The sequence below is a fragment of the Gordonia sp. ABKF26 genome (assembly GCF_041103195.1).
GTDB classification, from domain to species: Bacteria; Actinomycetota; Actinomycetes; order Mycobacteriales; family Mycobacteriaceae; genus Gordonia; species Gordonia terrae.
In genome coordinates, this window is the sequence record NZ_JBGCVZ010000003.1 from 567,100 (window position 1) to 579,551 (window position 12,452).

A 12,452-nucleotide genomic window follows, 5' to 3' on the forward strand; every position below is an offset into this window, starting at 1 on the left:
GTTGCAGTTACGGTATCTCCCATGGTGATGAGCAGTCCGAATGCCCGGCGTGTTCGGTTGGAGGCCGACGACCGCCGAGAGCAGATGATCGCGGTTGCGCAGTCCATCTTTGCCGCCAGATCCTACGATGCGGTTTCGACCGAAGACTTGGCGCGAGCAGCGGGTACCACGCGCACGAACCTCAATTATCACTTCGGCAACAAGCGTGAGCTGTATGTGGAGGTCTTGCGACGCTTCGCCGAGATGCCGGCACAGCTGCCGTGCGCGGTGGAGCAGACGGACGTGCCGGTCTCTACCGCTGCCCGGGACCTGCTTTCACGATGGCTGAATCTCGTGGAAGCCAACGCGGCAGCCTTTGCTGCCTTGATGCGGGCCCAGCAATCTGCTGATGAGGAGATCGCTGCGATACTGCGGGGAAGTCTGGTGTCATGGGAGGATCGCCTACTCTCCGTCACCCGGATGGAACCATCGCGCGTCTCCCGAGCCCGTGTCCGCGCGTTCCAGGGAATGATCAGCGCCGCGACATCGGAATGGCTTGAGCACCAAACGATGTCGAAAGAAGAGGTGCTCGATCTGTTGGTCCGAGGTGTCGTGGCGCTCGCTGAGTGAGATTGGTGTCACGACCCGCACGGTGGCTTGAGCTTCGGTCTCCGGCGGGGCCAGCAGGTCGACTCCCTCTCCTGGCGCCACCTCCGCGGCGCGCAGTGTGGAGCGCCCCCAATGCAGGCACGCGCCTACGGCCAGGGCACGACACCTCGCCTCATGGTTTAGCCGCCCTTCCGCGTTGCCGGCAATCGCCGGGGCCCGTCGCCCAGCGGATCAGTTGTCCACGAACAGTTCTCAGTGCAGGTGCGGACAGATTGCGCGAGTAGTCAAGCCGTGACCCGTGCCACAGGCGTGTTGCGCATTGCGACACCTGACGGCCCGCCGCCGTTCCTAACGTAGTTCGCATGGTGAGGCACAAGCCTCGATCCGCGATTGTGAACGGAGATGTGACCACATGGGGTCAGCAGTGATCGTCGATATTGTGAGAACAGGATCGGGTAAGGGAAAGCCAGGCGGCGCGTTGTCGGGAATTCACCCGGTCAACCTGTTGGCCCAGACCTTGAGTGCGCTCCTCGAACGCAATGACATCGACCCCGCGACCATCGATGATGTCATCGCCGGTTGCGTGTCCCAGGCGGGGGAGCAGACTCTCAATATCGCACGCAACGCCGGCCTGGTCGCGGGGCTCCCGGAGTCCGTGCCGGGCACCACGGTGGACCGTCAGTGCGGTTCGAGCCAGCAGGCCGTCCATTTCGCCGCGCAGGGTGTGCTCGCCGGTGCTTATGACATCGCGATCGCGTGCGGAGTGGAATCGATGAGCCGTGTCCCCATGGGCTACAGCTCAGTCGACCAGGATCCCAACCGCGGCCCGCTGTCGGCCCGCTACCCGGACGGACTGATCGGACAGGGAGTGTCGGCCGAACTGATCGCCGCGCGCTGGAACCTTGACCGCGACGCGCTCGACGAGTACTCCGCGCGCTCACATCAGCGCGCCGCGCAGGTGACCGAGGCCGGGGGTTTCAAGCGCGAGATCGTACCGATCACCGTCGACGGGCAGGTGCACGACACCGATCAAACGCTACGTGCCTCGACGACCGCGGAGGGCCTCGGCGGGCTGAAGCCGTCGTTTGTCGATGATCAGTTGCATCAGCGTTTTCCAGAGATCAACTGGAGCATCACGCCCGGCAACTCCTCACCGCTGACCGATGCCGCGTCGGCGGTCCTGATCATGAGCGAAAAGAAGGCAGGCGAACTCGGACTCACCCCGCGCGCACGGTTCACTGACTTCGCCGTCACCGGCAGCGATCCGCTGCTGATGCTCACCGGTGTCATTCCGGCCACCCAGAAGGTCCTGGCGCGCTCGGGCCTGAGCATCGACGACATCGACGCCTACGAGGTCAACGAGGCCTTTGCCCCGGTGCCGCTGGCGTGGCAGCACGACCTCAAGGCCGATCCGGAGAAGCTCAACCCGCGCGGCGGAGCCATCGCGCTGGGGCATGCGCTGGGCGCGTCGGGAGTTCGACTGCTCGCAACCCTGGTGAACCACCTCGAGGACACCGGCGGTCGGTACGGCCTGCAGACGATGTGTGAGGGCGGCGGAATGGCCAACGCGACGATCATCGAGAGGATCTGATGAGCATCGGACAAATCACCCCGGACTTCACAGGATCGACCGTCCTGGTCACCGGTGGAGCTCAGGGCATCGGTTACGAGATCGCCCACTACTTCCGTGCCGCAGGTGCGCGTATCGCGGTGCTGGACTACGACAAGAACCTGCTCGACCGGGCGTGGGGCGGCACCGAGGGTGTCCACCTCGCGGCTGTCGACGTCAGCGACGCCGATGCGGTGCGTTCAGCGATCGACGATGTGGCCAGCTGGTCCGGCGGCATCGACGTCGCGGTGAACAACGCCGGGATCGCTCGGGACGCGGTGGTCTGGAAACTCACCGACGCGCAGTGGAATTCAGTGCTTGCCGTCCACGTCACGGGCACGTTCAACGTGACCCGCGCGGTCGTCCCGCACATGCGTACTGCAGGCGCCGGCCGCATCGTCAACGTCACCTCCTACACCGGTATGCACGGCAACGTGGGACAAGCGAACTATGCCGCCGCCAAGGGCGGCATCATCGCCTTCACCAAATCGGTGGCCAAAGAAGTCGCGCGATTCGGCATCACCTGTAACGCCATCTCGCCCAACGCCTCAACGGCGATGGTCGCGGCGGTGCCCCCGGAGAAACTGGCGGAGATGACAGCTTCCGTGCCCGCCGGTCGATTCGCTGACGCCGCGGAAATGGCGCCGGCGGTGGGCTTCCTGGCTTCCGAGCAGGCCTCATACGTGACCGGGATCGTCCTGCCTGTAGATGGCGGGGTGTCGATGTGACCAGATTGAACCCATCGGCCGCGGCCGCCGACCCCGTGCCGGTACTCGGCATCGCCTCGACACCTCTGATACCCGAGTCTGATGCTGTTCTCGACGAGCTCGTCTTCGAAGCCGTGTCGAAAGCACTGCGCGAGGCGGGTATTCGCAAGCAAGAGGTCGACCTGTCGATCACCGCATCCCTCGACATCTACGACGGCCGCAGTATCTCCAGCGGCCTGACCAACGCCGCCTCGGGCGGCTACCTCGGCCAGTCCTACCGACTCGAAGGCGATGCAGGACAGGCAATCGTCGCCGCGGCACAGACCATCGCCGCCAACGATGCCGATGTCGTGGTCGCCGTCGGCGTCTACAACCCGGAGGTATCCGCTCCGGACCGGCGGGCGTTCATCCAGCAGATCTCGAACTACGGCTTCGAGCCTCATTTCGACCGGCCGGTCGCCCTGTCGGCGGAGACCGTGTGGGGCCTGCACGCCGGACACGCCGTGCAGGCGGGGCTAATCGACCCCGATCGCCTCGCGGCATTGGCCGCAGACGAGATCTCCCGAGGTGCAACCTCACCGAGGACGACCCGAGCACATCCTGTCTCGGCGGCCGACGTCGCGTCGTCGGACCTGGTGAACGGGCCGCTGACCGAACTGATGCTGCCCGCCGACTCGACGGGAGCTATCGCGATGGTGCTCGGGTCTCTGCCCCGTGCGCGCCGGGCACGTACCGCCCGCGCAATCCTCACCGGATGGGGACAGGGCAGTGCTGACACCACCCCGGCGGGAACCTGGCTCACCGACCCGGCAGCACCGACCCGTCGGGCTGCGGCCGAGGCTTACACCCGCGCCGGGGTGACGTGGCCGACCGACCAGATCGAGGTCGTCGAACTGACCGCACCGACCCCCGCCTTGCATGAACCGATCCTCGGCGCGCTGGGTCTGTCCGGGTCTGGCGTCTCGGTGAATCCGTCGGGCGGCGTGCGTAGTTCGTACCCCGGCGTGGCCAACGGCGCGCTGCGGCTCCTCGAGGTCGTGCACGCCCTCGACGAGGGTACGGCAGCCCATGGCGTCGCCCAGTCGAGTGATCCGCTGACCGGAACGATCGCCGACACCGCCACGGTGTTGGTCGTGGAAGGGATCTGATGTCCACGCGAGCATTCATCGGCGGGGTCGGCATCACCGAGGCAACCTCTCCGCGTAAACAGACCTCGTCAGCGATCGAGCTGATCCAGCAGGCGGTGTGGGCGGCCATCGACCACGCCGGCATCAGTCCAGCCGCGCTGGACTCGATCGTGATCGGCGACATCGACGGTTTCGAGGGAACGGTGCTGGGCGCCAAGCACATTGCCCGTCAGCTGGGTCTCGGCACCGACATTCCGGTCTCGGTCGTCAACACCGGCGGCACCACCGGGGGCAACCTGATGCAGGTCGCCGCCCGTCAGGTACGGTCCGGCGACCGGCATCGGGTGCTATGCATCGGTGGCCCCACCTTCTACGGTGCGGTCGACCTGCAGTCGGCGATCAACACCAACTCGCCGATGATCGTCGAACAGCCACTCGGTATGGGCGCCTACCACATGGGAGCTTTCTACCCCAGCGCCTACCAGCGCCGTTTCGGCGCGACGGTCGAGGACTTCGCCGCCAGCGCAGTGCAGGATCACGAGCACGCGTCACGCAATCCCTATGCGCACCTGCGCAACACGTTGACCGTCGAGGATGTGGTCACCTCGCGCCCGCTGTCGTCGCCGATGACCATGGCGATGGTGTGCCCGGTGTCGACGTCGGCGAACGCGTTGCTGATCTGTTCGGAGGAGGCCGTTGCCGAGGTGCGGCCGACTCCGGTGTTAATCGGTGCGATGGCCACCAGCAGCGATCCCTATCTGGGTGGCGGCAAGAGTGACTTCGCCGCGATGGAGAATCTCGCCATCTTGGCGCGAAAGGTCTATCGGCTGGCCGACATCTATGACCCGGTGACCGAGTTCGACGTGGTGGAGGTGTTCTCCCCCTATGCGCCGATGCAACCGATGCAACTGGAGGCGCTGGGTTTCGCGCCTCCCGGCGGCGGCATCGATCTGATCCGTTCCGGGGCTACCCGTATCGACGGGACGATCCCCGTCAACCTCTCGGGTGGGCCGCTGTGCACCAATGCCGGCGTCGCCGGCGAACTGGCTCCCTACGTCTACGTCGCCCTGCAGTTGATGGGCGATGCCCCGGAGGCGATGCAGGTGTCCGGGGCCCGCCGCGGCCTGGCGCACGGTACAGGTGGCACCTTCTTCCAATTCGAAAACCTTGCAGTCCTCGAAAGGCACGAGCGCTCATGAGCCCCACCACCGAGACCACGACCACCGACATCACGACGCAGCGGGTCCACTGGGACCTCGACTACGACGTGCATCTGGGCCAGACCTGGGGTCGTTTCATGCAGGGCCTGGCCGAGAAGAAGATCCTCGCCAACGGCTGCCCGGAGTGCGATCGAGTCTTCGTGCCGCCGCAGGCGTACTGCGAGGCGTGCTTCGTGGCCACCGACCGGTGGCAGGAGTTGTCGCCGGAAGGCGAGGTTGAGGTGTTCACCGTGGCCTGGCAGAGCTTCCGCGGGGGACCCAAGCCGCCGTACGCGATCGCCGGTATCCGCCTCGACGGCGCCAGTACCTTGCTGATGCACTACGTGAGCGGTCTCGATCTCTCCGACCCGGCGACCGTCACCGATCAGCTCAAGCCGGGTGCGCGGGTTCGGGCGGTCTGGGCGGACGAACGCACCGGACAGATCCTGGACATCGCCCACTTCGAGCAGATCTGATGAGCGGGAACGTCCAGGTCACCGACCTCGTCGCCCGGTTCCTCGAGACCCACGATCCGTCGAGCACGGACAGGCTCGAGTTCCTGCGTGCCCAGTTCGACGCGGGACTGGCCTGGGTGCACTACCCAGAAGGCCTGGGAGGGCTGGGGCTGGACCGGTCCCTGCAGGTCACTGTCGATCGGTTGCTGGCGCAGGCGGGTGCCCCCACCAATGAGCCCCACCGCAACATCATCGGCCTCGGTATGGCCGCTCCCACGATCGTCCGCTTCGGTTCCGACAAGCAGAAGAACCGCTGGTTGCGTCCCCTGTGGACCGGCGAGGAGATCTGGTGCCAGCTGTTCTCCGAACCCGGCGCGGGCTCGGACCTGGCCAACGTCGCCACCAGCGCCGTGTTGAAGGATGACCGGTGGATCGTCAACGGGCAGAAGGTGTGGACATCGCTGGCGCATGAGGCGAGCTGGGCCATCCTCGTCACCCGGACCGACACCTCGGTACCCAAGCACAAGGGGCTCACGTTCTTCGTGTGCGACATGGGCGCGAGCGGTGTCGATGTGCGTCCGCTGCGTCAGATCACCGGCGAGAGCGAGTTCAACGAGGTCTTTCTCGACGGGGTGGAGATCCCGGATTCCCAGCGGCTCGGTGATGTCGGGCAGGGTTGGGCGGTCACGCAGAACACCCTGATGAACGAGCGCGTCGCCATCGCCGCAGGAACCGTGCCGCGTGAGAGCGGCGCGATCGGCGAGCTCGTCCGCGTATGGCGCGACCGGCCCGAACTACGTACTTCGGCGCTGCACGACGAGGTTCTTCGGTTCTGGGTCGAGGCGGAGGTCGCCCGTCTGACGGCCGAGCGGCTCGGCCAGCAGCAGGCGGCCGGGCAGCCGGGACCCGAGGGTTCGGGTTCCAAGCTCACCTACGCGCGGCTCAACCAGCAGATCGCCTCACTCGAACTCGACCTTCTGGGGGACGAGGCGCTGCGCTTCGGCGACTACTCGGCCCGGCGCCCGGTCATCGTGGAGCACTCCGAGAGCCCCGCGGGCTGGCGCTACCTCCGTGCCAAGGGCAACTCGATCGAGGGCGGCACGTCGGAGATCATGCGCAACATCATCTCCGAGCGCGTCCTGAGGCTCCCGCCGGAGGCACGTGCCGACAAGGACACCCCGTGGAAGGACCTACCCCGATGACGGTCACAACACCCGAGACCGGCAACCTCCTCTACACCGACATCGAGGACGACCTGCGCCAGAGCGTGCGGTCGCTGCTCGACAAGCGGTGCCAGTGGGGTGACGTGCTCGCCCGCACCGAGAGCGCCGAGCTCATCGACACCCGGTTGTGGGGCACGCTGGCCGGCGAACTGGGATGCGCGGCGATGCCGGTGCCCGAGGACCTCGGCGGCGCCGGGGGCAGCTGGCGCGAGGCCGCGGTCGTGGCCGAGGAGCTGGGCCGGGCCGTGGCGCCCGTCCCGTTCCTGGGTTCGGCCGGGATCGCCACCGCCCTGCTGCTCGAACTGCGCGTCACCGAGCTGCTCGCCCAGATCGCGTCGGGCGAGGCGACAGCGGTGGTGACCATTCCGTTCGCGACAGCCCCGTCCGGAGCGGTCGAGACATCGGTCGAGGTGTCCGGTGATCGATTGCGCGGCAAGGTGTCCGGCGTCGTCGACGCCGGCTCGGCCGGCATCCTGCTCGTCCCGACCGCCGCCGGCCTCTTCCAGGTGACGGTCGATGACGCGACGGTGACCGAGTCGGTCTCGTTGGACATGACCCGTCCGATCTCGGACATCACCTTCGACGACGCACCGGCGCGCAAGATCGCCGACGCGGGTTCCGAACTGGACCAGGCTGTTGTCAAGGCCTTGCACATCGGTGCGGTGCTGCTGGCTTCCGAGCAACTCGGACTCGCCGAGCGGTGCCTCGACCTCACCGTCGAATACCTCGCGACCCGCCGCCAGTTCGCCCGGTTACTCGGGTCCTACCAGGCACTCAAGCACCGGCTCGCCGATGTGTGGGTGCTCATCACCCAGGCCCGGGCCGTCGCCCGCTACGCCGCGGAATGTGCGGCCACGGGCTCGCCGGACCTGCCGGTCGCGGTGGCGCTCGCGCAGGCGACGTGCTCGGAGGTCGCCCAACAGGCGGCCGAGGAATGCATCCAGCTCCACGGCGGTATCGGCTTCACCTGGGAGCATCCCGCGCACCTCTATCTCAAGCGTGCCAAGGCCGACGCCATCGGCCTCGGTACCGCCGCCGCGCACCGTACCGCCCTCGCCGATCTGATCGACGTCCCGGCTCCCGAGGTGCGGACATGACCGATCTGACCGGACTCACTGCGGTCGTCACCGGCGGTAACAACGGGATCGGACGCGCCCTCGCCGTCGGTCTGGCGAAAGCCGGTGCGAACGTGGCGATCTGGGCACGCAACGCCGAACGCAACGCCCAGACGGTGGCCGAGCTCGAAGCCCTCGGCACGAAGGCCCTCGCGGTGAGTTGCGATGTCACCGACGAAGACGCGGTCGTCGCTGCGATGGACGAGACCGTGGGCCGGCTCGGACCCCTGGGCTGCTTCGTCGCGAACTCCGGGATCTCGGTGGAGACCCCCATCGTCGACATGTCGTTCAACACCTGGCGACACGTGCTCTCCACCAACCTCGACGGGTCCTTCCTGTGCACCCGCGAAGCCGCCCGCCGTTTCGTCGACCAGGGCACGGGTGGCTCGATGATCGTCGTCTCCTCGACCATCAGCCGCTACGGCGGCACCGGAATGGCCGCCTACGGGGCGAGCAAGACCGGCGTACTCGGCCTCGGACGGACGCTAGCAGTGGAACTCGCCCGGCACCGGGTGCGGTGCAACATCCTCATCCCGGGATGGACGAAGACCTCGATGAACGAACACCTGCAGGCAGACGAACGATTCGTCCGCGCTACGAGTGGACGCACCCCCGTGCGTCGGTGGGCCGAGCCGGAGGAGTTCCACGACGTCGCAGCTTTTCTCGCCGACCCGTCCCTGACCTTCCACACCGGAAACGAGGTGATCGTCGATGGCGCCTACACCATCTACTGACCAGACAGTGACTGCCGCTCAGTCCGATTCGTCTCCCGCGGGCCTGATCGACATCACTACGCTCAAGGACTCGCTCGACGGCCGCCGGCTTCCCGGCGCGACACTCACGATCGAACCGTTCCAGAGCGTGCTGGCCGACTACGCACTGCTCGCCGACGGCGACGACACCGGCGATGCCCACCCGCTGTGGGGACTCGTGCTGGCGCTGCGGGGGATGGGCATCAGCGTAGACGAACTGTGCACCCTCGCCGGCCAGCGCCCGCAGGACGTGTTGCTGTTCGGCAACTGTGAAATCATCGCGCACCGACCGCTGCGAGTCGGGGCCACGATCGACGTCACCGCGATGATCGAACCGGTCAGTCGCAAGGAGACCAGACACGGCGGCTTCCTCGACTTCGTGACCGTTCGAACAGCGTTCATCGACCGAGCAGACTCGTCCGGTGACCCGGTCGGCGAAGTCGTCAACGGTTTCATCTTCAAGCGAGGTGCGCAATGACAGCTCCGGCGATGCCGAGTGTCGGCGACGCGCTCCCCGTGTTCCGTGTCGACTCGATCGAGGCGGACAAGATCCGCATCATGGCCCTGATATTCCAGGACCCCAACCCTATTCACTTCGACCTCGACGCCGTCCGCGACGCCGGTCTGGGCGAGCGGTTCGTCAACCAGGGCGGCGTGACGATGGCGTACATCATCAACATGCTGACCAACTGGACCGGGTCCCGCGCCGCCATCCGCAACCTCACCTCGCGCTTCACCGCCAATGTCTTCGCCGGTGACCGCGTCGAGGCCGGCGGCACCGTGACCGCCATCCGGAAGGTCGACGACCAGACCCTCGTCGACTGCGACGTCTGGGTGCGTCCGGTCACCGACGGCAACGACATCAAGCCGGTGGTCGCCGGCACCGCGACGGTCGCGCTATGACCCCGCGCCTCACCAAGGAGAAATACCAGTGAACATCACGGGCACGTCGGCCATCGTCACCGGCGGCGCATCCGGACTCGGACTCGCCACCGCCGAAAAGCTCAGCGCCGCAGGCGCGGCGGTCGTCATCCTCGACCTACCCGGGTCGCCGGGAGCCGAGGCGGCCAAGCGTTCCGGCGGGGGCATCACCTTCGCCCCGGCCGATGTGCGCGACAGCGAGCAGGTCGCCGCCGCCGTCGAGACGGCCGCCTCACTCGCCCCCCTCCGCATCGCGGTCAACTGTGCCGGCATCGGTGATCCGGCGCGCACACTCGGACGTCGCGGGCCCCTCGACCTCGATCGGTTCGAACGGGTCATCTCGATCAACCTGGTCGGCACCTTCAACGTGATCCGGCTGGCAGCCGAGGCCATCGCCGCGACTGAACCGGTCGCCGGCGAACGCGGAGTCATCGTCACCACCGCGTCGGTCGCCGCCTTCGACGGCCAAGTCGGGCAGGCGTCGTATTCGGCGTCGAAGGCCGCCATCGCCGGGATGACGCTCCCGATCGCGCGGGATCTGTCGGACTCGCTGATCCGGGTCGTGTCCATCGCCCCCGGAATGTTCGCGACCCCCATTCTGCAAGGGCTGACCGATCAGGCCCGCCGCTCCCTCGAAGAGCAGATCCCGCACCCGTCGCGCCTGGGGTATCCCGCCGAGTACGCCGAACTGGTCGCGCACATCGTCAACAATCCCATGCTCAACGGCGAGACGATCCGCCTCGACGGTGCCCTCCGGATGGCGCCGCGATGAGCAGCGCCGCCCTGGTGACGGGAGCGTCGCGCGGTATCGGGCTCGAGATCGCTCGCAAACTGGCCGAGCAGGGGTGGAATCTCACCATCAGCGCGCGGTCAGTGGACACCCTCGCCGAGGCGGCCGAGACGCTGCGCGCCGCCCACGACATCGAGGTCGAAGCAGTACCCGCCGACATGGCTGCCGAGGACGACGTCCTCGCTCTCGCCGCAGCGCACGAAAAACGCTACGGACGCCTCGATGCACTGATGCTCAATGCGGGTATGGGCTCCATCGGGCCGTTCGCCGAGTTCCCGCTTCGCCGAGTCGACAAGCTCTTCGATGTCAACGTGCGGTCGGCCTATCTGCTGATTCAGCAGTTGCTACCCACCCTGCGAACCACCGCCGGAGAGACGGGATCGAGCCGCATCATCGCGATCTCGTCACTGACGGGCATCGCGGCCGAGCCGCTGAACTCGGCGTACGGGGCGAGCAAAGCCGCCCTCACGTCGTTGTGCGAGACGCTCAGCATCGAGGAGTCGTCTGGTGGCGTCAGCGCCACCGCGCTGTGTCCGGGCTATGTGGCCACCGACATGACCGCGCCGCTGACTGGAGAAGTCCCCGCGGACACAATGATCGACCCGGTCGAGGTCGCCGAGCTCGCGGTCGCCGTGACACGCCTCGGTCGCAGTGCGGTCGTTCCCGTCATCCCCATCTCGCGAGCCGGCCACCTGGTGTGGCGGGTCTGAACCCATCCCCTCTGATCTCCCGGAAGTGTCCTGTACGGCTACAACTACGGGAAGCCCGACAAACCTAAGGTCAACCCATGCTGCTGGATTTGGACGATGCCCGCCGTGACTTCCGCGACTACGTACGGGGTTGGGTGGACAAGAACTTTCCGCCGGAACGCGCTCTCGAGCTCGAGAAGAAGGAGTATCAGTACCCGTTCGAGCTGTGGGATGCGATGGCGGAGGCGGGGTTCCATGCCCTCGGTATCGACGAGGCGTACGGAGGCCAGGGTGGTGACGCCGTGGACACCGCCGTCCTCGCGCGTGAGCTCGCCCGCAGCCTGGGTGGATTGTCCTGGGTCTGGGGTATTCCCTCGTTCGCCGGCGCGAAGGCGCTCAGTCACGGTGGCACCGAGGAACAGAAGAAGGAATTGTTGCCGGCCCTCGCGTCGGGAAAGATCCGCTTCTCCATCGCGGTCACCGAACCCGGCGGGGGAACCGACCTGCTCGGTGCCATGCGTACCCGGGCGACGAAGGTTCCGGGCGGATGGAAGGTCTCGGGCCAGAAGATGTGGTCAACCGGCGCGAAGCAGGCGACCTACCTGCTGCTGCTCGCGCGCAGCGGAGATCCGGATGCGCCCGGCAAGCGGCCGCCGACCACTCTTCTGCTGGTGCCGACGGATTCGCCTGGAATCGAGATGCGCTACATCCCCAAGATGGGCATGCGCGCCATGGGCTCGTGCGAGGTGTTCCTCGACGACGTGTTCGTCCCCGACTCGCAGCTGCTCGGCGTCGAGAACGAGGGATTCAAAGTTCTTGTCGCGTCGTTGAACAACGAACGGGTGATGAGTGGCGCACTGGCGCTGGGCATGCTCGACGGCATCCTCGAGGAGTCGGTCTCCTACGCGTCAACGCGTACCGCCTTCGGCAAGGTCATCGGCGGGCACCAGATCATCCAGCACTACATCGCCGACACCGCACTCGCCCAGAAGCAGTGCGAACTCTTGACATTCGATGCCGCGTGGCGTGAGGCATCCGGGGTGAACTGCCACAAGGAAGCCAACATCGTCAAGGTCGTGACCTCCGAACTCGCGGTCGCATCCGCTGACCGTGGCATCCAGGTCCTCGGCGGAATGGGCATCTCGTCAGAAACGCACGCGCAACGATTCTGGCGGGATCTGCGCCAGTTCCGCATCGCGCCGATCAGCAACGAGATGGTCCGCAACAATCTCGCCGAGACCTACGGTCTGCCGCGCTCGTACTGATCGATGGCCGAT

At 66.7% G+C, this 12,452-nt stretch carries 14 protein-coding genes; all 14 read left to right on the top strand.

Features of this window, described 5'->3' with window-relative positions; genetic code table 11:
* Nucleotides 1-21 precede the first annotated feature (21 nt).
* Nucleotides 22-609 carry a TetR/AcrR family transcriptional regulator gene (locus AB4Z55_RS03120; RefSeq protein WP_369519102.1) on the top strand — a complete coding sequence of 196 codons (588 nt, stop codon included), beginning with the start codon at nucleotides 22-24 and terminating at the stop codon, nucleotides 607-609.
* A 391-nt stretch (nucleotides 610-1,000) separates the two neighbouring features.
* Nucleotides 1,001-2,179 carry an acetyl-CoA C-acyltransferase gene (locus AB4Z55_RS03125; RefSeq protein ID WP_369519103.1) on the top strand — a complete coding sequence of 393 codons (1,179 nt, stop codon included), beginning with the start codon at nucleotides 1,001-1,003 and terminating at the stop codon, nucleotides 2,177-2,179.
* Entirely contained in the window at nucleotides 2,179-2,925 is a 747-nt protein-coding gene (locus AB4Z55_RS03130; RefSeq protein WP_369519104.1) for an SDR family oxidoreductase, read from the top strand. Before AB4Z55_RS03125 ends, AB4Z55_RS03130 begins: the two co-directional genes overlap by 1 nt.
* Nucleotides 2,922-4,052: a hypothetical protein gene (locus AB4Z55_RS03135; protein WP_369519105.1), complete on the top strand. Its 1,131-nt coding sequence runs from the start codon at nucleotides 2,922-2,924 to the stop codon at nucleotides 4,050-4,052. Before AB4Z55_RS03130 ends, AB4Z55_RS03135 begins: the two co-directional genes overlap by 4 nt.
* Complete coding sequence (locus tag AB4Z55_RS03140) at nucleotides 4,052-5,230, top strand: thiolase family protein (RefSeq protein ID WP_369519106.1); 1,179 nt, start codon at nucleotides 4,052-4,054, stop codon at nucleotides 5,228-5,230. The genes AB4Z55_RS03135 and AB4Z55_RS03140 overlap by 1 nt, the downstream gene beginning before the upstream one ends.
* Nucleotides 5,227-5,706 carry a Zn-ribbon domain-containing OB-fold protein gene (locus AB4Z55_RS03145; protein WP_369519107.1) on the top strand — a complete coding sequence of 160 codons (480 nt, stop codon included), beginning with the start codon at nucleotides 5,227-5,229 and terminating at the stop codon, nucleotides 5,704-5,706. Before AB4Z55_RS03140 ends, AB4Z55_RS03145 begins: the two co-directional genes overlap by 4 nt.
* The gene (locus AB4Z55_RS03150) at nucleotides 5,706-6,887 is read left to right on the top strand and encodes an acyl-CoA dehydrogenase family protein (RefSeq protein WP_369519108.1); all 1,182 of its coding nucleotides are present in this window, start codon (nucleotides 5,706-5,708) and stop codon (nucleotides 6,885-6,887) included. The genes AB4Z55_RS03145 and AB4Z55_RS03150 overlap by 1 nt, the downstream gene beginning before the upstream one ends.
* Nucleotides 6,884-8,005: an acyl-CoA dehydrogenase family protein gene (locus AB4Z55_RS03155; protein WP_369519109.1), complete on the top strand. Its 1,122-nt coding sequence runs from the start codon at nucleotides 6,884-6,886 to the stop codon at nucleotides 8,003-8,005. Before AB4Z55_RS03150 ends, AB4Z55_RS03155 begins: the two co-directional genes overlap by 4 nt.
* Nucleotides 8,002-8,757 carry an SDR family NAD(P)-dependent oxidoreductase gene (locus AB4Z55_RS03160; RefSeq protein ID WP_369519110.1) on the top strand — a complete coding sequence of 252 codons (756 nt, stop codon included), beginning with the start codon at nucleotides 8,002-8,004 and terminating at the stop codon, nucleotides 8,755-8,757. The genes AB4Z55_RS03155 and AB4Z55_RS03160 overlap by 4 nt, the downstream gene beginning before the upstream one ends.
* A 7-nt stretch (nucleotides 8,758-8,764) precedes the next feature.
* A complete protein-coding gene (locus AB4Z55_RS03165) occupies nucleotides 8,765-9,253 on the top strand; it encodes a hypothetical protein (protein ID WP_369519111.1) in 489 nt (162 codons plus the stop codon).
* The gene (locus tag AB4Z55_RS03170) at nucleotides 9,250-9,678 is read left to right on the top strand and encodes a MaoC family dehydratase (RefSeq protein ID WP_369519112.1); all 429 of its coding nucleotides are present in this window, start codon (nucleotides 9,250-9,252) and stop codon (nucleotides 9,676-9,678) included. The genes AB4Z55_RS03165 and AB4Z55_RS03170 overlap by 4 nt, the downstream gene beginning before the upstream one ends.
* Before the next feature lie 28 nt (nucleotides 9,679-9,706).
* Nucleotides 9,707-10,468 (top strand): SDR family NAD(P)-dependent oxidoreductase, encoded by a 762-nt coding sequence (locus tag AB4Z55_RS03175; RefSeq protein ID WP_369519113.1) that lies wholly within the window; start codon nucleotides 9,707-9,709, stop codon nucleotides 10,466-10,468.
* A complete protein-coding gene (locus AB4Z55_RS03180; protein ID WP_369519114.1) occupies nucleotides 10,465-11,196 on the top strand; it encodes an SDR family NAD(P)-dependent oxidoreductase in 732 nt (243 codons plus the stop codon). Before AB4Z55_RS03175 ends, AB4Z55_RS03180 begins: the two co-directional genes overlap by 4 nt.
* 77 nt (nucleotides 11,197-11,273) lie before the next feature.
* Nucleotides 11,274-12,440: an acyl-CoA dehydrogenase family protein gene (locus AB4Z55_RS03185; protein WP_369519115.1), complete on the top strand. Its 1,167-nt coding sequence runs from the start codon at nucleotides 11,274-11,276 to the stop codon at nucleotides 12,438-12,440.
* Nucleotides 12,441-12,452: the final 12 nt, after the last annotated feature.